Raw genomic sequence first — 21,132 nt, 5'->3', positions numbered from 1 at the left:
GGTCGAGGGGGTGTCAGGCACGGCCGACAGTCTAGGCCGTGCCCCGCGCGGGCCGCGCCGCGGTCCGCCCGTCCCGTCCCGGGAGCTCAGGCCCGGCGAGCCCCGGCCCGGCGAGCCCCGGCCCGGCGAGCTCAGTCCCGCGGATGCCGATGGCGCCGCCGGACGACGGAGCCCTGCGGCAGGTCGCTCTCCGATCCGCTCGCGCTTCCAGCGCTTCCGGCCCTCTCGCCGCTCCCGCCTCCCAGCGGGCTCGCGGCGCGACGGGCGGCGACGGCCCGGGCGGCGGAGGAGCGCACGGCCGCGGCCCGCGCGGACGGGCCCCGGCCCTCGGCCGACGGCGCGGCCGCGGCGGGGAGCTCCTCGCCGGGCGCGGAGATCAGGAAGACGCCGAAGGTGGCGGGGCGTTCGGTGAGCAGCTCGAGGCGGCCGCCGTCGTCCTCCACGAAGGTGCGCGCGAGGGCGAGGCCGACGCCGGTGCCCTGCGAGGCCGCGCCCGAGACGGAGCGCTCGAAGACGCGCTTCCCGAGCGTCGGGTCGATGCCCGCGCCGGCGTCGCTGACCTCGATGACCGTCGAGTGGTCGTTGCGGCGCACCTTCACGGTGGTGCGCCCGCCGCCATGGACCAGGGCGTTCTCGATGAGCGTCGCGACGACCTGCGTGAGCGGACCGGTCGATCCCCAGACGGCGGCGCTGCGGGGCACCTGGATGTGCAGCTCGCGCCCGGCACGGCGATAGGCCGGGGACCATTCCTCGCTCTGCTGGGTGAGCATCGCCCGCAGGTCGACGACGCCCGGGCTGCGGCGCTGGGAGGAGCGGGGGGCGTTGATGAGGTCGTGGACGACCTCGGTGAGCCGGTCGATCTGCTCGAGCGAGATCCGAGCCTCCTCCCGCACCCATTCCTCGGAGCTGGTCGCGAGGATCTCGTCGAGCCGCATCGAGAGCGCGGTGAGGGGGGTGCGCAGCTGGTGGGAGGCGTCGGAGGCGAGGCGGCTCTCGGATTCGAGGCGCTCGGTGAGCATCGCACCGGAGCGGATCAGCTCCTCGGCGACGTCGTCGATCTCGGAGATCCCCGAGGGGATCCAGGGCCCGCGGGCCCGGCCGCTGCCCATCTCCTCGGCGCGCCGGCTGAGGCGGGCGAGCGGCATCGAGATCCGCTGCGCCTGCCACAGCGCGATGGAGGCGCCGATCGACAGTGCGGCGAGGCCCGCGACGCCGAGCACGACGGAGGCGCTCGCGGTGTGGGCGCGCACGTCGGACTGCGGGATCGAGACGACGATGAAGGTGTCGGCGCCCTGCGTCGTCGCGGTGAGCGCGTTCTCGCCCGGCGCATCGCCGGCGGTGATCGTGTCCCCGTCGAGGGTGACCGAGATCGAGATGTTCAGATCGGTCTGCGCATCCACGTGCCGCTGCAGCATCGCCTCATCGATCGGACGATTGTCGCTGCGGCGCTGCTCCGTGTCGGTGCGGACCTCCTCGAGGATCGAGTTGGCCTGCGAGCGCAGGGACTCCTGGGTCAGCTGGAGCCAGGAGTAGACCAGCGGGATGCCGAGCATGAGGACGACCATCAGCACCGTGATCATGGTCGCCTGCAGCACGCGCTGCCGCACGCGTCAGCTCCCGTCGCCGGTCTCGAACCGGAATCCCACCCCGCGCACCGTCGTGATGCGCCGCGGATTGGTGGCGTCGTCGCCGAGCTTCCGGCGCAGCCAGGAGATGTGCATGTCGAGGGTCTTGGTGGAGCCCCACCACTCGGCGCCCCAGACCTCGCGCATGAGGTCATCGCGCGTGACGACGCTGCCGGCCTCGCGCACCAGCACCGTGAGCAGGTCGTACTCCTTCGCGGAGAGGCTGAGCTCCTCGTCGTCCGCATAGGCGCGGCGGGCCGCGACGTCAAGGGTGACGCCGTTGATGTCGAAGCTGTCGCCGGACTCCTCGGCGGCCTGGGCGCGCCGCAGCAGCGCGCGGATGCGCGCCTGCAGCTCGCCGAGCCGGAAGGGCTTGGTGACGTAGTCGTCCGCGCCGGCATCGAGGCCGACGACCGCATCGACCTCGTCGGCGCGGGCGGTGAGGATGAGGATCGGCGACTCCAGGCCGCCCTTGCGCAGGCGGCGGGCGACCTCGAGGCCGTCCAGATCGGGCAGTCCGAGGTCCAGGATGACCAGGTCGATCCCCTCCGGGCCGGCGGCGATGCCGAGGGCATCCATGCCCCTCGACGCGCGCATGACCGTGTATCCCTCGCGATCGAGCGCGCGGGAGAGGGGTTCAGCGATGGCGGAGTCGTCCTCGACGAGAAGCAGGCGGGTCACGTCGACCATCCTAAGCCGCACCCCCTGGACGTCGGCGCGCACCGGTCCCGCGCGTCGTCAGCGAGCGCGCCCCACGAGCCCTCACAGCCCTCACAGCCCTCACAGCCCCAGGCTCAGCGGCGTCGACCGGCCGCGGCGCAGCTCGAGCACGCGCACGGAGCCGATGCCGTGCAGCTCCTCCTCGTGCCCCTCGTCGACCTCGAAGCCGCTCGGCAGCGCGTCCGCGACCGCCTGCGCCGTGGTCTCGTCCACGAGCACGGTGCCGGGGCGGGCCACGGACTCCAGGCGCGCGGCGAGGTTGACCGTCGGCCCGAACACGTCGCCGTAGCGGGAGAACATCGATCCCCAGCACAGGCCGACGCGCACGCCGGGCAGATCGGGCTCGGCGGTGATCGTCTCGGCGAGGCTCACGGCGATCTGCGCGCCGTCCTCGGGCGTGTCGGCGAGGAACATGATCTCGTCGCCGACGGTCTTGACGACCCGGCCGCCGCCGACGGAGATGAGGTCGCGGCTGATCGCCTCGAAGCGGCCGACGACGTCCGCGAGCTGGGCGCCCGAGAGGTCCTGGGAGAGCCGGGTGAACTGGACGAGGTCCGCGAACCCGACCGCCCGCTGGAGCGGGAACAGCTCGTCGGTGTCGCCGTGCAGGACCTCGGAGCCCGCGCGCGCGGCGTAGGCGGCGAGCTGACGGCGGAAGGTGAACATGACCTGCGACTCGAAGGTCTCCAGGAGCTCGGGCACGGCGTCGAGCATCTGCTGGCGGGCGTCGGCGTCGTTCGCGCCGCCGGCGACCTTGGCCTCGTCGACCAGCGCCTCCGTGATCCACATGGCCAGGCGGCCCATGTGGAAGCCGAGCCCGCGGGTGATGGAGGAGAAGGCGCGCTCGGAGAGCACCCCCTCCTCGACGATCGCGGCGAGGTCGCCGATCGCGAAGGCGTCCTCCTCGGTGAACACGACGGTGTCCTCGTCGACCGGCGAGAAGCCGAGCGACCGCCAGTAGACCGAGGTCAGACGCTCGGGGATGCCGTGCTCCTCCGCGAGATCCCGCCGCGAGTACTGCCGGGGCCCCTGCAGGAGCGCCCGTTCGAGGGTGCCGACGCTGCGACGCACCGCGGCGAAGCGCCGGTTCAGATCCAGCACCGCCTCCCCGCCGAGGGAGTCGGGCTCGAGATCGGGCGAGTCCTCCACCGCATCGGGCAGGTCGAGATCGGGCAGGTCGAGGTCGGGCAGGTCGAGATCGCGCTGCTCCTCGCCCGCGCGCCTCGCCGCCCTCCTGAGCGTCTCGCGCTCGACATCGTCGATACCGCTGGTCACACCATCGTTCCCTCCTGCTGGCCCCGCCAGCCCTGCCGTTCTCCCTGCCGCTCCTGCTGCGTCTGCCGCGCTCGGCGATGCCGCCGACGCCGATGCCGCCGACGCCGCCACACCCGTCGGGCCGCGCCCCGCGCTCACTCGCGCGAGCCGCCCATCCTGCCTCCCTCGCCTCGGACCGGCCTGAGATGCCGGACGTCGCCGACGTCGACCGGGACGAGCGCGCCGTCCTCGCGGCGCACGAGCAGCCGGCCCGAGCCGTCGATGCTCTCAGCGGTCCCGTGCACCGACGGACCGTCGGCCGGGGCGCCGAGCACGTCGACCCTCACCTCCGCACCCAATGTGATGCAGGTCATAGTGTAGCGCTCGTGCAGGCCCGTGGCCGTGCCGTCTCCGTCCGCGGACGCGAGCGCCTCCAGCTCGTCCTCGAGCAGCCGGCCGATCCGCTCGGCGAGCTGCGAACGCAGTCCGTCGACCTCCTCCGGGGCCGGGACGTCGGACCCGTGACCCGCACCGCCCTCTCCGCCCGGTCCCAGCAGCCAGGCCGTGCCCGGCACCGGGGCGCCCTCGCCGTCGAGCACCGGACCGGTCAGGTTCACACCGATCCCGAGCAGCACGACGTCCGCGCCGCGCCCTTCGACGAGGATGCCGCCGAGCTTGCGCCCATCCGCGGTGTGGAGGTCGTTGGGCCACTTCAGGCCGAGGCCCGCCCGGGCCCCGGGGACGATCTCGCCGATCGCTGCGAGCGCGGCGACTCCCACGGCGATCGGGAACCAGGTCCGCGCGGCGACCGGCAGCGGCGTGCGATGGGCGAGCGTGAAGGCGAGCGAGCCCGCGGCCGGGGACTCGAAGCGTCGGCCGAGGCGGCCGCGGCCCGCGGTCTGCTCCGCGGCGAGGACGCCGAAGGGCAGCGGCTCCCCCGCATGCAGGAGCTCATCGGCAAGATCGAGGGTGGAGGTCACCCGGGCGCGCTCGTGCAGCGCGACCGACGCCGCACCCCCGGCTCGTCGCCCGCCCGGCCGTCCGTCCGACCGTCCGTCCGACCGTCCGTCCGCTGCGGACGCACCCGTGCCCGTGCCCTGTCCCACTGCGCTGCTCCTCCGCTCGTCCCGCCGCGTCCGATCCCTTCGGGCGGTGCGGCATCGCCGTCCGGCCCCGATGGTTCTGCTGGTCCTGCCGCTTCCCGGGTCGACGTCGGGGCATCGGGCGGCGCTGTGCGGCGGCCGGCGCCTCGGCCCTCGGCGGCCACCGGTAGCGTAGTATCCCCGTGTTCATCCCCAGGATCGTCGCGGCCCGCCAGCGCCGCATTTGGAGGCTCCGTGACCGACGCCCCGCGGCCGCTCACCACCGCCCAGCGACTCGAGGACCTGCGCCAGCGCGACGCCGCCGCGGTCTCCGCCGCTGACGACGTCGCCGTCGAGAAGCAGCATGCGCGCGGCAAGAAGACCGCTCGCGAGCGCATCGCGGATCTGCTCGACGAGGGCTCCTTCGTCGAGACCGATCGCTTCGTGGCGCACCAGTCGCACTCCTTCGGCCTCGAGCGCCGGCGCCCCGCGGGCGACGGCGTCGTCACCGGCTACGGGACCATCGACGGGCGCCAGGTGTGCGTCTACTCGCAGGACTTCACAGTCTTCGGCGGATCCCTCGGCGAGGCCCATGGCCGCAAGATCCAGAAGGTCCAGGATCTCGCGCTGACCACGGGCGTCCCGATCATCGGCATCCTCGACGGCGGCGGCGCCCGCATCCAGGAGGGCGTCGCCTCCCTCGCGATGTTCGCGGGCATGATGCGCCGCAACGTGCGCGCCTCGGGCGTGATCCCGCAGATCTCCCTGATCCTCGGTCCGGCCGCGGGCGGCGCCGTCTACTCGCCGGCGCTGACCGACGTGATCGTGATGGTCGAGAAGACCTCGCACATGTTCATCACCGGTCCCGACGTGATCCGCACGGTCACGGGCGAGGACGTCGGCTTCGAGGAGCTCGGCGGCGCCCGCACCCACTCGACCCGCTCCGGCGTGGCCCATTACATGGCGCCCGACGAGTCCGAGGCGATCGAGTACGTCAAGGACCTGCTGAGCTACCTCCCGGCGAACACCCTGACGCCGGCGCCCACCTATCCGGTGCACGCCGAGGAGTCCCGCACGTCGGCCGACACGGCCCTGGACGCCCTCATCCCGGACTCGCCCAACCAGCCGTACGACATGCTCGAGGTCATCCGCACCGTCCTGGACGACGAGGAGTTCCTCGAGGTCCAGCCGCTGTTCGCGCAGAACGTCGTGGTGGGCTTCGGCCGGGTCGAGGGCCATAGCGTCGGCGTCGTCGCGAACCAGCCCGCGCACTTCGCCGGCACGCTCGACATCGAGGCCTCCGAGAAGGCCGCCCGCTTCGTGCGCATGTGCGACGCCTACAACATCCCCGTGCTGACCTTCGTGGACACCCCGGGCTTCCTCCCGGGCACGGACCAGGAGTACAGCGGCATCATCCGCCGCGGCGCGAAGCTGCTGTACGCCTACGCGGAGGCCACGGTCCCGCTGGTCACCGTGATCACCCGCAAGGCCTACGGCGGCGCCTACATCGTCATGGGCTCCAAGGACCTCGGCGCGGACATCAACCTCGCCTGGCCCACCGCGCAGATCGCCGTCATGGGCTCCCAGGGAGCGGTGAACATCCTCCACCGCCAGGACCTGCGGGCCGCCGCCGAGGCCGGCGAGGACGTCGCCGCCGCGCGCCAGCGCCTGGAGACCGAGTACGAGGAGCAGTTCGCGACGCCGTACCTGGCCGCGGAGCGCGGCTGGATCGACGGGGTCATCCAGCCCGCCGACACCCGTCGCGAGGTCGCCCACGCGCTGCGCGCACTGCGCACCAAGCGCGACGCCCTGCCCACCAAGAAGCACGGGAACATCCCGCTGTGAGCGCGACCGTGCCCGCGTCCCCCGCGGTGATCTCCCCGTCGGACGTCCGTCTGGTCCAGGGCCGCCTCGCCGACGCCGAGCTCGCGGCGATCGCCGTGGTGGTCTCCGCGATGAGCGTGACCAGCCGCATCGAGGCCGAGGAGCGCTCGCTCGCGACCGGACCCGGGGCCTCGGGCGCCGGGTCCTGGGGCGATGCGCTGCGCACGCATCCCCGCTCCCACGGCCTGCGCCTGCAGGCCTCCTCCACAGCCTGGCAGTTCGGCGACCGCTGAGCCGACGGCCGAGCCCGGGCGAGCCCGATCCCGATCTGCCGACGGCCGAGCCCGCCCCCACGCCTCCGATCACTAGACTCCGAGCCATGACCTCATCTGCTTCCGACGCCGCCGTGCGCGGCGCGAGCGCCCTGGACGCCCTCGCCGACGCGTACGTCGACCGCCTCGCCGCCCTCGACCCCTTCCTCGCGACGCAGCTCGGCGTGGCCGGGCACGACGCCGAGGTCACCGACCACTCCCCCGCCGCCGAGGCCGAGCGCGACGATCTCGCGCGCGAGCTGCTGGCCGCGATCGCCGAGGTCCCCGACGCCGACGAGGCCGACCGCGTCTCACGCGCGGCCCTCGAGGAGCGGCTCGGCCTGCAGCTCGAGCGCTCCGCGCAGCACCTGGACATCGCCGCCGTCAACAACCTCGCGAGCGTCCTGCAGTCCCGCGACGTGCTCGATCTGATGAGCACCGACACCGCGGAGGACTGGCAGGTGATCGCCGAGCGCATGGCCGGCCTCCCGCGCTCGCTCTCCACCTGGGCGGAGTCCCTCGAGGAGGCGGCGTCCGCGGGCACCGTCTCGGCGCGCCGCCAGCTCCTGCTCGGCGCCGAGCAGGCCCGCGGCTATGCGGCCGACGACGGCTTCTTCGCCGGCTTCGCCCGTCAGGCCGTCGGCACCGACGCGCAGCGCTCCGCCGTCGCCTCCGCCGCCGAGGCCGCGCGCCGCGGCTATCTCGAGATCGCGGACGTCCTGGAGTCGCTCGTCGATCGCGCCCCCGAGGCCGACGCCGTCGGCCGGGACGCCTACCAGCTGGCCTCCCGCTCCTATCTCGGCACCGAGATCGACCTCGAGGAGACCTACGCCTGGGGCATCGAGGAGCTGCGCGCGATCGTCGCCGAGCAGGAGGAGGTCGCCTCCCGCCTCAACGCCCGCTACGGCACCGGCGGCGGCCGCTCGGTGACCGCCGCGAAGGCCGCCCTCGGCGCGGATCCGCAGCGGGTGCTGCACGGCACCGACGCCCTCCAGGAGTGGATGCAGGAGCTCTCCGACCGGGCGATCGACGAGCTGGCCGGCACGCACTTCGACATCCCCGAGCCGCTGCGCCGGCTCGAGTGCCGGATCGCGCAGACCGGCTCCGGCGGCATCTACTACACGGGCCCCAGCGAGGACCTCACCCGTCCGGGCCGCATGTGGTGGGACGTCCCGGCCGGCAACGACGAGTTCCACACCTGGCTGGAGACCACGACCGTCTACCACGAGGGCGTCCCCGGCCATCACCTGCAGGTCGGCACCCAGGTCATGCAGGCGGGCGCGCTGAACCGCTGGCGCGCGATGATGTGCTGGGTCTCCGGCCACGGCGAGGGCTGGGCGCTGTACGCCGAGCGCCTGATGGACTCCCTCGGCCACCTCGCCGACGACGGCGACCGCCTCGGCATGCTCGACGCCCAGCGGCTGCGCGCCGGCCGCGTCGTCCTGGACATCGGCCTGCACGTCGGCCTCCCCATGCCCGAGGATCTCGCCGGATCGGCGGGCGGCGCATGGACCTACGAGAAGGCCTGGGACTTCATGGGCGAGCACTGGGGCGTGAGCGAGGCCGAACGGCGCTTCGAGCTCCACCGCTACCTGGGCTGGCCCGGGCAGGCCCCGTCCTACAAGATCGGCCAGCGCGAGTGGGAGCAGCTGCGCGACGCCGCCCTCGTCGGCGCCCCCGACACCGCCGCCGCCACCCGCGACTTCCATCGCCGCGCCCTCGAGCTCGGCAGCCTCCCCCTCTCCGTTCTGCGAGGAGCACTGCGATGACCAGCCCCGACACCACCATTCCCGACACCGACGATCTTGACAGCGATCTCGACACCGACGATCTGGACTACGAGCCCCTGCTGCTGCTCGCCTCCGCGTCCGCGGGTCGTCGTCGGACCCTCGAGTCCGCGCGGATCGCGCACTCCCGGCTCCCGGTGGACCTCGATGAGGACGCCCTGCTCGGCGCGGCCCGCGAGGCCGCGACCGCGGCGGGCGAGACGCTCGCCGCCGAGGAGGAGGTCCTGCTGCTGGCACGGGCGAAGGCCGAGGCCGCGACCGCGCGCAGCGACGGCGGCTACGTCGTCCTCGGCTGCGACTCGATGCTCGAGCTCGACGGCGAGGTCGTCGGCAAGCCCGGCACCGCGGAGCGGGCCGCCGAGCGCTGGCGCTCGCTGCGCGGACGCACCGCCGTGCTGCACTCGGGCCACTGGCTCGTCGACGACCGCGACCCCGAGGACGGCGGCACCGGGGCGACCCTCGGCGCGACCGCGAGCTGCGAGGTGACCTTCGCCGCCATCTCCGACGACGAGATCGCCGCCTATGTCGCGACCGGGGAGCCCCTCGACGTCGCCGGCGCCTTCACGATCGACGGGATCGCCGGGCCGTACATCACCTCCGTGGCCGGCGACCCCCATGCCGTCGTCGGCCTGTCGCTGCCGCTGCTGCGCCGTCTCCTCGGCGAGATCGGCATCGCGATCCACGACCTGTGGGACGAGGACGTCCCGGACTCCGCGGCCTCGTGACCCCCGCCCGGTACTAGACTCGACCATTGCTCCCTCCCGGAAGGAACCCCGCTCCCATGGCCTCTCGCCACGCCAAGCCCCGTCCCCTGTCCACGGTGCTCATCGCCAACCGTGGGGAGATCGCGGTGCGGGTGGCCCGGGCCTGCAAGGATGCGGGCCTGCGGTCGATCGCGGTCTACGCCGACCCCGATCGCGACGCGCTGCACACCACCGTCGCCGATGAGGCGTACGCGCTGGGCGGCACGACCGCCGCGAGCTCCTACCTGGTGGTCGACAAGATCCTGGACATCGCGCGCCGCTCCGGCGCCGACGCGATCCACCCCGGCTACGGCTTCCTCTCCGAGAACGCCGACTTCGCCCAGGCCGTGATCGACGCGGGCCTGACCTGGATCGGCCCCTCCCCCGAGGCGATCGAGAAGCTCGGCGACAAGGTCTCCGCGCGCCACATCGCGCAGAAGGCCGGCGCCCCGCTGGTCGCGGGCACCAAGGACCCGGTCGAGTCGAGCGACGAGGTCGTCGAGTTCGCGCGCGCCCACGGCCTCCCGATCGCGATCAAGGCGGCCTTCGGCGGCGGCGGCCGCGGTCTCAAGGTCGCCCGCGAGGAGTCCGAGGTCCGCGAGCTCTTCGACTCGGCGGTGCGCGAGGCGACGGCCGCCTTCGGCCGCGGCGAGTGCTTCGTCGAGCAGTACCTCGACTCCCCGCGCCATGTCGAGACCCAGTGCCTCGCGGACATGCACGGCAACGTGCAGGTCGTCTCCACCCGCGACTGCTCGCTGCAGCGGCGCCACCAGAAGCTCGTCGAGGAGGCGCCCGCGCCCTTCCTCTCCCCGCAGCAGAACGCCCAGCTGATCTCCTCCTCGAAGGCGATCCTGCGCGAGGCCGGCTACGTCGGCGCCGGGACCTGCGAGTTCCTCGTGGGCCGCGACGGCACCATCTCCTTCCTCGAGGTCAACACCCGCCTCCAGGTCGAGCACCCGGTGACCGAGGAGGTCGCGGGGGTCGACCTCGTGCGCGAGCAGTTCCGCATCGCCGCCGGCGAGCGCGTCCCGGACACCGATCCGATCATCCGCGGCCACTCCTTCGAGTTCCGCATCAACGGCGAGGACGCCGGCCGCGGCTTCATGCCCGCCCCCGGCAAGGTCCAGCGCTTCGAGGCGCCCAGCGGCCCCGGCGTGCGCGTCGAGTCCGGCGTCCGCGCGGGCGACGAGATCTCCGGCGCCTTCGACTCGATGCTCGCGAAGCTCATCGTCACCGGTGCCACCCGCCAGGAGGCCCTCGAGCGCTCCCGTCGGGCGCTCGCGGAGTTCCGCATCGAGGGCATCCCGACCGTCCTGCCCTTCCACCGTCTGGTGGTCGAGGATCCGGCGTTCGCGCCCGAGGATCCCGAGCAGCCGTTCTCGGTGCACACCCGCTGGATCGAGACCGAGTTCTCCGGGGAGATCGCCCCCGCCCCGCTGCCCGCGCAGCCCGATGAGCTCGAGGACCGCGAGTCCGTGGTCGTCGAGGTCGACGGCCGCCGCGTGGAGATCTCCCTGCCCGCCTCGCTGCGCGCCCCGCAGGCGGCCGTGCGCCAGCCCCGCAAACGCGCCCACAAGGCGTCCGGCCAGGCCGCGGCGGGCGGCAATGCCGTCACGGCGCCCATGCAGGGCACGATCGTGAAGATCGTCGCCGAGGAGGGGCAGACCGTCGCCGACGGCGACCTGCTGCTCGTGCTCGAGGCCATGAAGATGGAGCAGCCCATCACCGCCCACCGCTCGGGCGTGATCTCCGGGCTCACCGCCGAGATCGGCGCGACCGTCTCGGCCGGCGCCGTGCTCTGCACCATCCAGGACTGAGCACCATTCAGGACTGAGACCGTCCAGGACTGGACCCGGCTCAGGTCGTGAGCCGACGGGCGACCTCCGCGAGGGAGCCTGTGAGCGAGGGGTACACCGTGAAGGTCGCCGCGAGCTGATCGGCTGTGAGCCGGTGCGCGACCGCGAGCGCGCACGGGAGGATCAGCTCGCTCGCCCGCGGGGCGACGACGACGGCGCCGATCACCGTCCGGGATCCCGGGCGGACGATCAGCTTGACGAAGCCCTCGTCGATCCCCTGCATCTTGGCGCGCGGATTCGTCGCGAGCGGCAGCATGAGCACCTCGCCCTCGACCGCGCCGTCGAGGATCTCCTGCTCGCTCGCGCCGACGGTCGCGATCTCGGGGCTGGTGAAGATCGCCGCAGACACCTGGGCGGCGATCAGCGGGCTGACGGCCTCGCCCAGGGCATGGTGCATGGCGATCCTGCCCTGCATCGCGGCGACCGAGGCGAGCGGGTGCACGCCCGTGCAGTCGCCCGCCGCGTAGATCCCGCGGACGCTCGTGCGGGAGACCCGGTCGGTCTCGATGTGCCCGCTCGGCCGCAGCCGCACGCCAGCCTGCTCGAGCCCGAGGCCCGCGGTCGAGGGCACGGCGCCGAGCGCCATGAGCACGTGGGAGCCGACGATCTCCTCGCCGCTCTCGAGGGTCACGACGACGCCGTCGGCCGTGCGCCGGGCGGCGACGGCCCGCGACCGGGGCCGGACCTCGACGCCGCGGCGGGCGAAGGCCGCCTCGAGCACCGCGGCGGCGTCGGCGTCGGTCCCCGGGAGCACCCGGTCGCGGGAGGAGACGAGGGTGACGCGGCTGCCGAGCGCCCGATAGGCGCTGGCGAACTCGGCCCCGGTCACGCCGGAGCCGACGACGATGAGATGCTCGGGCAGCTCCTCGAGCTCGTACAGCTGGGTCCAGCTCAGGATCCGCTCCCCGTCGCAGGGCGCGCTCGCGAGCTCCCGCGGGCGGGCGCCGACGGCGAGCAGCGCCACGTCGGCCTCGATGACCTCCTCGCCCCCGCCGGCCTCCGCCCCGCCGTCCCCCGCGCCGCTCGGCCGGACCGCGACCCGCTGCGGCCCGTCGAGCCGGCCGCGACCGTCGAGGATCCGCACCCCCGCCGCGATCAGGGACTCGCGGACGTCGGCCGACTGCGCGGCCGCGAGCTCGCGGACCCGCGCATCGATCCGGGCGAGGTCCACGGCGACGCCCTCGGCGCCGAGGATCCCGAGCGCGGCGGACCCCTCCACCAGGTCCAGGACCTCGGCGGTCGCGATGAGGGTCTTGGAGGGGACGACGTCGGTGAGCACCGCCGCGCCTCCGATCCCGCGGTCCTCCACGAGGGTCACGTCGGCGCCGAGCCGGGCCGCGGTGAGGGCGGCCTCGTAGCCGCCGGGGCCTCCGCCGAGGATCACCGTCCGGGTGCGCTCCCCGGACCGGGGGACCCGGTCGGGATCCGCGGGCAGGGCGGTGCTGGGGTCGGTCATGTCGGCGATCCACCTCATCGTGTCGGCTGCCTCGATCATGTCGGCCGTATCGATCATGTCGGCCGCCTCCATCATGTCGGGTCGGTCTCCTCCGGGGGCGGGTTCCGCGCAGGACGCACGGGCGGGCCCGCCGACGGGAGGACGGGCGATGCTCGCTGCGCTAGGTTCTGTCCATGAGCGATTCCACCCCTGATCCGTCCCTGCTCGCCCGCGATGCGGCCGCCGCCATCTCCGAGGCCAGCGGCGTCGCCTCCCATGACCTGGCGCTCGTGCTCGGCTCCGGCTGGGCCGGTGCCGCGGACCTCCTCGGCGAGACCGTCTGGCAGGCCGATGCGACCACGATCCCCGGCTTCCGCCCGCCGGCCGTCGCCGGCCATGTCGGGACCCTGCGCTCGATCCGCGTCGAGGGCTCCGACGCCCGCGCGCTCGTCCTCGGCGCCCGCACCCACCTGTACGAGGGTGCGGGCGTGGACCCGGTCGTCCACGGCGTGCGCACCGCCGCCGCGGCAGGCTGCCGCACGATCGTGCTGACCAACGGCTGCGGCGGGCTCGACCGCTCCTGGGCCCCCGGCACCCCCGTCCTGATCGCCGACCAGATCAACTTCACGAGCGAGACCCCGCTGCGCGGCGCGACCTTCGTGGACATGACCGACGTCTACACGCCGGCGCTGCGGGACATCGCCCGCGAGGTCGATCCGAGCCTCGCCGAGGGCGTCTACATGCAGTTCCGCGGCCCCTCCTACGAAACGCCGGCGGAGGTGCGGATGGCGGGCGCGATGGGCGCTTCGCTCGTGGGCATGTCCACGGCGCTCGAGGCGATCGCCGCTCGCGAGGCCGGACTCGACGTCCTGGGGATCTCGCTGGTGACGAACCTGGCCGCCGGCATCAGCCCCGAGCCGCTCAGCCATGAGGAGGTCCTCCAGGCGGGCCGCGACGCCGGTCCGCGGATTTCGCGCCTGCTCGCCGAGACGGTCCGCCGGATCACCGGGGCCCGGCGATGACCTCCGCGTCCCTCGAGCAGGCGGCGCCCCTCGAGCCGTCGCTGCGGGCACGGGTCCTGGAGTGGATCGCCGACGACCCCGACGCCGGCACGCGGGCCGCGCTGGAGTCCCTGCTCGAGCAGGCCGAGGCCGGCGAGCGCGTGGCGGTCGAGGAGATCGCCGACGCCTTCTCCGGCACCCTCGCCTTCGGCACCGCCGGGCTGCGCGGACGGATGGGCCCGGGGCCGCTGCGGATGAACCTGTCGGTGGTCTCTCGCGCGGCCCGCGGCCTCGCCGACCATCTCCTCGGCGATCTCGGTCTGGAACGCCCGCTCGTGGTGATCGGCCACGACGCGCGCTTCAACTCCCGCGACTTCGCGCATCGCTCGGCGGCGATCATGACGGCCGCCGGCTGCCGGGTGCAGCTGCTGGACCGGGCGATGCCGACCCCGCTGGTCGCCTTCGGGGTCCGGCATCTGGAGGCCGACGCCGGGATCGTCGTCACCGCCTCCCACAACCCGCCCGCGGACAACGGCTACAAGGTGTACCTCGGCGGCCGGGCGGCGGAGCCCGAGGGGCGGGGCGTGCAGATCGTCCCGCCGTCGGATGCGCAGATCGCGGCGCGCATCGCGGCCGTCGGGCCGGTCGCCGCCATCCCGGTCGCCGCGGACGGCTGGGAGATGATCGGCGATCGCCTGCACGAGCAGTACCTCGAGGCGATCTGCGCGCCGGTCGACCTCTCGGGCGCGCGGGATGTGCGGATCGTGCACACCGCCATGCACGGCGTCGGCTCAGAGACGGCGCTGGCGGCCCTGCACCTGACGGGCTTCACGGACGTCCATCCGGTCGCCAAGCAGGCCGACCCGGACCCGGAGTTCCCCACCGTCGCCTTCCCGAACCCGGAGGAGCCGGGGGCGATCGATCTCGCGCTCGAGCTCGCCCGCACGCTCGAGGCCGACGTCGTGATCGCCAACGATCCCGACGCCGACCGCTGCGCCGCCGCCGTGCTGGATCCGCATCTCGGGGACTGGCGCATGCTCACGGGCGATGAGCTCGGGGTGCTCCTGGGCGAGCACCTGCAGCGCCGTCACGGCTACCGGGGCGTGTTCGCCCGCTCAGTGGTCTCCAGCCGCTGGCTCGACGCGGTGGTCCGCGCCGGAAGCGGCGACCCCGCGACCACGCTCACGGGCTTCAAGTGGATCACCCGGGCCCCGGGCATCGTCTTCGGCTACGAGGAGGCGATCGGCTACTGCACCCTGCCCGAGGTCGTGCGCGACAAGGACGGCCTGTCGACCGCTCTGATGGTCGCCGAGATGGCGGCGGATGCGAAGGCCGCCGGCAGCTCGCTCGTCCGGCGGCTCGACGATCTCGCGCGCCGCCACGGCCTCTACGCCACCGCGCAGCTGTCGCTGCGCGTGCAGGACCTCTCCCTGCTCGGCGAGATGATGGCACGGTTGCGCTCCGCTCCCCCGGCCTCCCTCGCAGGGTCGCCGGTCGCGACGGTCCAGGATCTCGCCGAGGGCTCGGTGGAGACCACGGGTCTGCCGCCGACGGACGGCCTGCTGCTCCTCGCGGAGGACGACACCCGGGCGGTGGTGCGCCCCTCGGGCACCGAGCCGAAGCTCAAGTGCTACCTCGAGGTCGTCCAGCCCGTCCCCGGGGACGCCGACGACGCCGCGCTCGGACGCCTCCGCGCGGAGGCCGCCGCACGCCTCGAGCGGCTGAAGGGCGACCTGCGCACGGCCCTCGGCCAGGCCTGACCCGCAGGCCTGACCCGCAGGCCTGACCCGCAGGCCTGACCCGCCGGCCGGGCCCATCGGCCCGGCCGGCGCTCGGCTCAGGCGCTCGGCACTGCGGTGCGCGCCCGTCTCGTGGCGCGCACCGCGAGGGCGACGGCGATGCCGGCGACGAGGACGGCGACCGCGGTCACGATGCCCAGCCCCACCAGGAGCCAGCCGACGGGGATCCCGGCGATCTCGACCACCTCGACGGTCTCGTAGGTGGGGATGACGTCCTCGGCGTCGGGATCCTGGACGAACGTGAAGTCGGTCGTGAAGGTCTCGGGGTCGCCGCTGATCGCGAACTCGGTGACGACCCGGTGGAGCTCACTGCGGCTCAGCGCGTCGTCGCCCGTGTAGTCGGCGGAGCCGAGGCGGTCCAGGCCGACGAGCTCGCGCAGCGTCGCGTCGGACCAGGCCCAGTCGTGCAGATCGGGCTCGCCGATCCAGGGCCGTTCGACGGTCTGCACCGACTCCAGCCCCTCGAGCGACAGCCCGTCGAGATCGCTGCGCCGCACGGGCTCCTCGTCGAGGACGAAGAGGTGGATGCTCTGCCGGCTCGTCGCGGCCTGCGAGAGCCGCATCGGGTAGATGAGCTCGTCGGTCGCGAAGTCGAACCGCAGCGGTTCCACCTCGCCCGTGAGGACGGCGTCCTCGGCGTAGCGGACGGCGGTGAAGGTCCAGCCCTCCTCCGCATACGGGTCCAGGAGCGCCCCGACCTCCTCGGGGAGTGCGTAGCCGTTCTCGGCGAGCCAGTCGCGGACGCCGTCGGCCCCTCCCTCGAGGACGGCGATCTCGAAGTCCCCGACGCGCGCCTCCTCGTGGACGGTGACGGGGGCAGCGGCCCCCTCCGTCGGCTGCGGTGCTCCCGGGGCGGCGCCGTCGCCGCTGCCGGCGGCGAAGGGGCTGTCGCCCCAGTAGTCGTGGACGATCACCTCGCGCGGAGCGGTGGCCTGCGCGATCTCCCGCAGCGTGCCCGAGGCGCCCGCGCTGACCTCGGGAACCGAGGGCGTGGGCAGCAGGAGCGCGGACCCGGTGCGGCTGCCGTCGAGCTCGATGCCCATGACCATGGTCTCGATGCCGTCGCGGAGGGACAGCACGACCGTCTCCTCGGTGACGACGGCGTCGGCGCGCTGGTCGACCGGGTCGACGTAGCCGCCGCAGGCACAGGCCCCTGCGGGGCCGGCGGCGCCGATCGTCAGCAGCATCGTCGTCGCCGCGAGCGCGGCGAGCACGAGGTGCAGGAGGCGGCGGGCTGGGCTGCGGAAGGCAGGGCGGTGCGTCATCATGTCGTCTCTCCCCCTCGGAGAACGGAGCGTCCGGGGCCCGACCCCCCGGGCCCCGTCGTACATCCGACAACGCTAGCGGATGCTCCCCGCCCGCGGGGACCCGGGCTCGTCTCCGAGACCGGACCGTGCCCACAGCTCGGCTCAGTAGCCGGCGCCGGTGCCGCCCTCGAGGATCGCGCGGGAGCTCGACAGACCGAGGCGCGAGGCGCCCGCGGCGATCATGGCCTCGGCGGCCTCTCGCGTGCGGATGCCGCCGGAGGCCTTGACGCCGAGACGGTCCCCGACGGTCCGGCGCATGAGCGCGACGGCGTGCTCGCTGGCGCCGCCGGCGGGGTGGAAGCCCGTGGAGGTCTTCACGAAGTCGGCTCCGGCTCGCTCTGCGGCCTGGCACACAGCGACGATCTGCTCGTCGTCGAGCGCGGCGGACTCGATGATCACCTTGAGCAGCACGGGGGCGGGCGCGGCCGACCGGACGGCGCGGATGTCGGACTCGACGGCGTCGTAGCGGCCCTCGCGGGCGAGACCGACGTTGATGACCATGTCGATCTCGTCAGCCCCCTTGGAGGCGGAGTCGGCGGCCTCGGCGGCCTTGATCGAGCTCGCATGCTGGCCGGAGGGGAAGCCGCAGACGGTCGCGACCTTCACCGAGGTCTCCACCGGGAGCATCGAGGGCGAGACGCAGATCGACCAGGTGCCGAGCTCCTCGGCCTCGCGGGCGATCGCGTCGACATCGGCGCGGGTCGCCTCGGGCTTGAGGAGGGTGTGGTCGATCAGCTGGGCGAGCTGAGCGCTGTCGAGGTTCGTCATGCCGGGATTCTCCCACGTCAGGCGGGGGTCGGCCAGGGGAACCGGTGCGTTGCCCTGGTGGGTCCCGTGCCCCTCGGCCCCTCGTCGCTCCTCACGCGGACTCCAACCTCTCCACCTATCTGATAGGTTGTGCTCCACGCCCGCCGCCGCGCGTCCTCCCGGCCGCGCTCAGGGCATCTCCCCCTCCCCCGTCCCAGGAGCATCGACGACGATGACGTCCCCCTCCAGCGCAGCGAGCGCCGCTCACCCCGCGCACCGCATCTCCTCCCGCCTCGACCCCTACCTGGTCGACGGCTCCCAGACCGCCGAGCCTCCCCGCGACCTCCGCGGCAAGCTCCGCTTCCTCGGCCCCGGCATGATCACCTCCGCGGCCGTCGTCGGCTCCGGCGAGCTGCTGACCGCGACCACCCTCGGCGCCAAGGTCGGCTTCATGCTGCTGTGGCTCGTGCTGGTCTCCACCTTCCTCAAGGTGTGGGTCCAGGTGGAGCTCGCCCGCTGGTCGATCTCCACCGGCCGCGTCGCCCTCGACGGCTACGACGACGTCCCGCCGCGCATCGGCAGGCGCGGCTGGATCTCCTGGCTCGTGCTGCTGATGTTCCTGCAGTTCTTCATCGGCCAGGCCGGTGTCATCAGCGCCTCCGCCTTCGCCTTCAGCTCCCTGCTGCCGATCGGCGACGACCCCTACTCGATGCTCTCCATCGGCACCTGGGCCGCGATCCTCGTCGTCGTGGCGATCGGCATCCACATCGCCAACCGCTACGCGATCGTCGAGAACATCTCGACCGTGCTGGTCCTGCTCGTGACGCTCTTCGCGATCGCGATGCTCTTCCTCGTCAACAGCACCGAGTTCGCCTGGGGCATCGGCGATGTGATGGACGGGATGCGCTTCCGCATCGCCCTCGGCTCCGCGGGCGTCGCCCTCGCCATGTTCGGGATGACCGGCGTCGGCGCCGGCGAGACCACCGCCTACACCTACTGGGTCGTCGAGAAGGGCTACGCCGCCTGGACCGGCGTCAACGACGGCAGCGAGTCCTGGGTCGCCCGTGCCCGCGGCTGGATCTCCGTGATGAAGGTCGACGCCTGGGTCTCCTGGATCATCTACACCTGCTCGACCGCCGCGTTCTACATGCTCGGCGCCGCCGTGCTGCACCCGCAGGGCATCGTCCCCGAGGGCACCGCGGTCATGACGACGATCTCCTCGATCTTCGACTCCGCCGTCGGCTCCTGGGGCGGCATGGTGTTCCTCGCCGGCGCAGGCCTGGCGCTGTTCAAGACGATCCTCGCCAACGTCCCCAGCCTCGGCCGGCAGGTCGGGCACACCCTCGCGATCTTCGGCGCCTACGACTGGCGCGACCAGGCCGTGCGCGACCGCTGGCAGCGCGTGATCATGATCGTCCTGCCGATCTGCTGGGGCCTGCTGGGCACCGCGGTGTCCTCGCCGCTGCTGCTCGTGATCATCGCCGGCATCCTCAACGCCGTGTATCTCATCGGCGCGGCGATCGCGACCCTCTACCTCTCGCACACGCAGGTCGACCCGCGGATCCGCGACGGCCGCCCCACCACCGTGCTGCTCTGGATCTCGGCCATCGCGATCATCTTCGTCGGCGTCTACGGGCTCGCCAATGCCTTCTGACAGCATGGGCGGGGTGACCGGCCCCGATGATCCCGCCCATCGTTTCCTGACCGCGCCCGGCCCGCCGCCGGGCGCGGCCGGCGCCACCGCCCTCCCGCGCGAGACCCTCACGGACCGCGTCCGGCAGGCCGTCCTGGACCTGATCGACGATGACGGCCTCACCGCGGGGGACCCCCTGCCCTCGACCGCCGCCCTCGCCGAGCGCTTCGCCGTCTCCAAGGCCGTGATCCGCGAGGCGCTCAGCGCCCTGCACGCGCTCGGGATCATCGAGATCTCCAACGGCCGCAGCGCGACGGTCCGGGCCCTCGACCCGTCCGTCGTGCGCCTCTTCCTCTCCCGTGCCCTGCGGGACTCGACCTCGGACTCCTTCCGGGCGCTCATGGACCTGCGCGCGCCCCTCGAGGCCCAGGCGGCGGCGCTGGCCGCCCGGGCCGTCGGGTCCGCAGCGTCCGTCGGATCCGACGGGGCGGACGAGTCCGGTGAGTCCGGTGAGTCCGGTGAGATCGCCGCGCTGCGCGCGCTCATCGCACGCATGGGCGAGGTGCTCGGCGACTCCGCGGCATACCCGCAGCTCGACCTCGAGCTCCACCAGCGGATCGCGCAGCTCAGCGGGAACCGTGCCCTGCTGGGCGTCCTCGATGCCGTCCAGCTGCCGCTCTTCCGCGCCATGCAGGTGATCCGCGCGGCCCGCGACGAGCACGGACTCGTCGGCGCCGAGCACGAGGATCACGTCCGGATCGTCGACGCCATCCTCGCCGGCGATGCCGAGACCGCGGCCCATGCCATGGAGGAGCACATGCACGCCGTCGACGCGATGCATGCGACTCGCCCGACCCGTTCCGCCTGACCCCGACTGACTCCGCCTGACCCTGCCTGACCCCGCCTGACTCCGCCTGAAAGGACCCCATCCATGCGCGCCCTCGAGATCCATGCCGTCCACGACCTCCGCATCACCGATCGGGCGGTCCCCGAGCCGGGCCCGGGGGAGGTCCGCGTCCGTGTCGAGTTCGGCGGCGTCTGCGGCTCCGACCTCGCCTACTGGCGCAGCGGCGTCTCCGGCACCGCCGTCATGTCCGCGCCGTTCGTGCTGGGGCACGAGGTCTCCGGGACGATCAGCGCGGTCGGCGCGGACGCCGCGGCGGACCTGCGCGTCGGCCAGCGGGTCACCGTGCATCCCGCCGCGACCCACGGCCCCCTGCCCGAGCGGCTCGTCGGCCGCGACAACCTCCATCCCGATCTGACCTACCTCGGATCCGCCGCCCGCACCCCGCACACCGACGGCGGCTTCGCCGAGGAGATCGTCGTCGGCGCATCCCAGATCGTCCCGCTGCCGGAGGGCCTCCCGACCCGTCGCGCCGTGCTCGCCGAGCCCCTCGGCGTGGCGATGCACGCGGTCCGACGAGCCGGCGACGTGCGCGGCAAGCACATCCTGGTCAGCGGCTGCGGCCCCGTCGGCCTGCTGGTGATCCTCGCCGCGAAGGACGCGGGGGCGGCGCGCATCACCGCGATCGACCTCGCCGAGCCCGCGCGCGAACGAGCCCTCGCCGTCGGCGCCGACGCAGCGGTCGGCTCCACCGAGGGCATCGGCGACGACGTCCTCGTCGCCTTCGAGGCCTCCGGCGCGCCCGCCTCCCTCACAGCGATCCTGGCCGCCGTCGCCCGCGCCGCGACCGTGGTGCAGGTCGGCAACCTGCCCGTGGCGCCGGTCTCCGTGGTCCTCGGACCGCTGGTCTCGAAGGAGATCGACTACCGCGGCACCTACCGCTTCGTCTCCGAGATCCGCGACGCCGTCGAGCTGCTGGCCCGCACTGACACCGCCGACGCCGTGATCAGCCACGTCCTGCCGCTCGCCGAGGCCGAGGCCGCCTTCGAGACGGCCGCGACCGACCGCAGCAGCTCGAAGGTCGTGCTGCAGATCGGCTGACCGAGCACGACACCGCGGGCTTCATCCGCGCCGTCGCGGAAGCACTCCTCCCCATCCCGCCTC

General features: G+C 73.5%; 17 protein-coding genes. 10 read left to right on the top strand and 7 right to left on the bottom strand.

Translation table 11 applies throughout. The features are described from left to right. Window positions 1-131: 131 nt before the first annotated feature. From ACXET9_RS11975 to ACXET9_RS11960, 4 genes are all read right to left on the bottom strand, one after another. Window positions 132-1,607 (bottom strand): ATP-binding protein, encoded by a 1,476-nt coding sequence (locus ACXET9_RS11975; RefSeq protein ID WP_457886841.1) that lies wholly within the window; start codon window positions 1,605-1,607, stop codon window positions 132-134. A gap of 3 nt (window positions 1,608-1,610) precedes the next feature. Then, entirely contained in the window at window positions 1,611-2,315 is a 705-nt protein-coding gene (locus ACXET9_RS11970) for a response regulator transcription factor (RefSeq protein ID WP_457886840.1), read from the bottom strand. Window positions 2,316-2,405: 90 nt separating this feature from the next. Next, entirely contained in the window at window positions 2,406-3,620 is a 1,215-nt protein-coding gene (locus tag ACXET9_RS11965; protein ID WP_457886839.1) for an adenylate/guanylate cyclase domain-containing protein, read from the bottom strand. Window positions 3,621-3,754: 134 nt separating this feature from the next. Continuing rightward, window positions 3,755-4,579 carry a biotin--[acetyl-CoA-carboxylase] ligase gene (locus ACXET9_RS11960; protein WP_457886838.1) on the bottom strand — a complete coding sequence of 275 codons (825 nt, stop codon included), beginning with the start codon at window positions 4,577-4,579 and terminating at the stop codon, window positions 3,755-3,757. Window positions 4,580-4,936: 357 nt separating this feature from the next. Here ACXET9_RS11960 and ACXET9_RS11955 point away from each other — a divergent pair, with 357 nt between their 5' ends. The 5 genes from ACXET9_RS11955 (at window position 4,937) to ACXET9_RS11935 (ending at window position 11,163) form a co-directional block, all read left to right on the top strand. Continuing rightward, on the top strand, window positions 4,937-6,526 hold the full coding sequence (locus ACXET9_RS11955) for an acyl-CoA carboxylase subunit beta (RefSeq protein ID WP_457886836.1): 1,590 nt from the start codon (window positions 4,937-4,939) through the stop codon (window positions 6,524-6,526). Next, the gene (locus ACXET9_RS11950; RefSeq protein ID WP_457886835.1) at window positions 6,523-6,798 is read left to right on the top strand and encodes a hypothetical protein; all 276 of its coding nucleotides are present in this window, start codon (window positions 6,523-6,525) and stop codon (window positions 6,796-6,798) included. Before ACXET9_RS11955 ends, ACXET9_RS11950 begins: the two co-directional genes overlap by 4 nt. Before the next feature lie 86 nt (window positions 6,799-6,884). Further along, entirely contained in the window at window positions 6,885-8,585 is a 1,701-nt protein-coding gene (locus ACXET9_RS11945; RefSeq protein WP_457886834.1) for a DUF885 domain-containing protein, read from the top strand. Then, on the top strand, window positions 8,582-9,328 hold the full coding sequence (locus tag ACXET9_RS11940) for a Maf family protein (RefSeq protein WP_457886832.1): 747 nt from the start codon (window positions 8,582-8,584) through the stop codon (window positions 9,326-9,328). Before ACXET9_RS11945 ends, ACXET9_RS11940 begins: the two co-directional genes overlap by 4 nt. A 56-nt stretch (window positions 9,329-9,384) precedes the next feature. After that, window positions 9,385-11,163 (top strand): acetyl/propionyl/methylcrotonyl-CoA carboxylase subunit alpha, encoded by a 1,779-nt coding sequence (locus ACXET9_RS11935; protein ID WP_457886831.1) that lies wholly within the window; start codon window positions 9,385-9,387, stop codon window positions 11,161-11,163. 40 nt (window positions 11,164-11,203) lie between these two features. Here ACXET9_RS11935 and ACXET9_RS11930 read toward each other — a convergent pair whose 3' ends face one another. Further along, the gene (locus tag ACXET9_RS11930) at window positions 11,204-12,658 is read right to left on the bottom strand and encodes an NAD(P)H-quinone dehydrogenase (protein WP_457886830.1); all 1,455 of its coding nucleotides are present in this window, start codon (window positions 12,656-12,658) and stop codon (window positions 11,204-11,206) included. Between the two features lie 173 nt (window positions 12,659-12,831). Here ACXET9_RS11930 and ACXET9_RS11925 point away from each other — a divergent pair, with 173 nt between their 5' ends. Both ACXET9_RS11925 and ACXET9_RS11920 read left to right on the top strand, forming a co-directional pair. Next, window positions 12,832-13,659, top strand: coding sequence for a purine-nucleoside phosphorylase (locus ACXET9_RS11925; RefSeq protein WP_457886828.1), 828 nt, complete (start codon window positions 12,832-12,834; stop codon window positions 13,657-13,659). Next, window positions 13,656-15,398: a phospho-sugar mutase gene (locus tag ACXET9_RS11920; protein ID WP_457886827.1), complete on the top strand. Its 1,743-nt coding sequence runs from the start codon at window positions 13,656-13,658 to the stop codon at window positions 15,396-15,398. Before ACXET9_RS11925 ends, ACXET9_RS11920 begins: the two co-directional genes overlap by 4 nt. Window positions 15,399-15,475: 77 nt before the next feature. On the opposite strand, the gene ACXET9_RS11915 is transcribed toward ACXET9_RS11920, so the two are convergent. Both ACXET9_RS11915 and deoC read right to left on the bottom strand, forming a co-directional pair. Beyond that, window positions 15,476-16,705 carry a DUF2330 domain-containing protein gene (locus ACXET9_RS11915; RefSeq protein WP_457886825.1) on the bottom strand — a complete coding sequence of 410 codons (1,230 nt, stop codon included), beginning with the start codon at window positions 16,703-16,705 and terminating at the stop codon, window positions 15,476-15,478. A 141-nt stretch (window positions 16,706-16,846) separates the two neighbouring features. After that, entirely contained in the window at window positions 16,847-17,512 is a 666-nt protein-coding gene (gene deoC / locus ACXET9_RS11910) for a deoxyribose-phosphate aldolase (RefSeq protein WP_457886823.1), read from the bottom strand. 211 nt (window positions 17,513-17,723) lie between these two features. Here deoC and ACXET9_RS11905 point away from each other — a divergent pair, with 211 nt between their 5' ends. The 3 genes from ACXET9_RS11905 (at window position 17,724) to ACXET9_RS11895 (ending at window position 21,069) form a co-directional block, all read left to right on the top strand. Continuing rightward, window positions 17,724-19,145: an Nramp family divalent metal transporter gene (locus tag ACXET9_RS11905; RefSeq protein WP_457886822.1), complete on the top strand. Its 1,422-nt coding sequence runs from the start codon at window positions 17,724-17,726 to the stop codon at window positions 19,143-19,145. Between the two features lie 13 nt (window positions 19,146-19,158). After that, on the top strand, window positions 19,159-19,992 hold the full coding sequence (locus ACXET9_RS11900) for a FadR/GntR family transcriptional regulator (RefSeq protein ID WP_457886821.1): 834 nt from the start codon (window positions 19,159-19,161) through the stop codon (window positions 19,990-19,992). Window positions 19,993-20,055: 63 nt separating this feature from the next. Further along, window positions 20,056-21,069, top strand: a complete 1,014-nt coding sequence (locus tag ACXET9_RS11895; protein ID WP_457886819.1) for an alcohol dehydrogenase catalytic domain-containing protein — start codon at window positions 20,056-20,058, stop codon at window positions 21,067-21,069. The last annotated feature ends 63 nt before the right edge of the window (window positions 21,070-21,132 follow it).

It is taken from the genome of Brachybacterium netajii (SeqCode) (genome assembly GCF_054114245.1).
The sequence above is the reverse complement of the archived record's forward strand: the minus strand, read 5'-3'. Positions and strand labels throughout refer to the sequence as shown.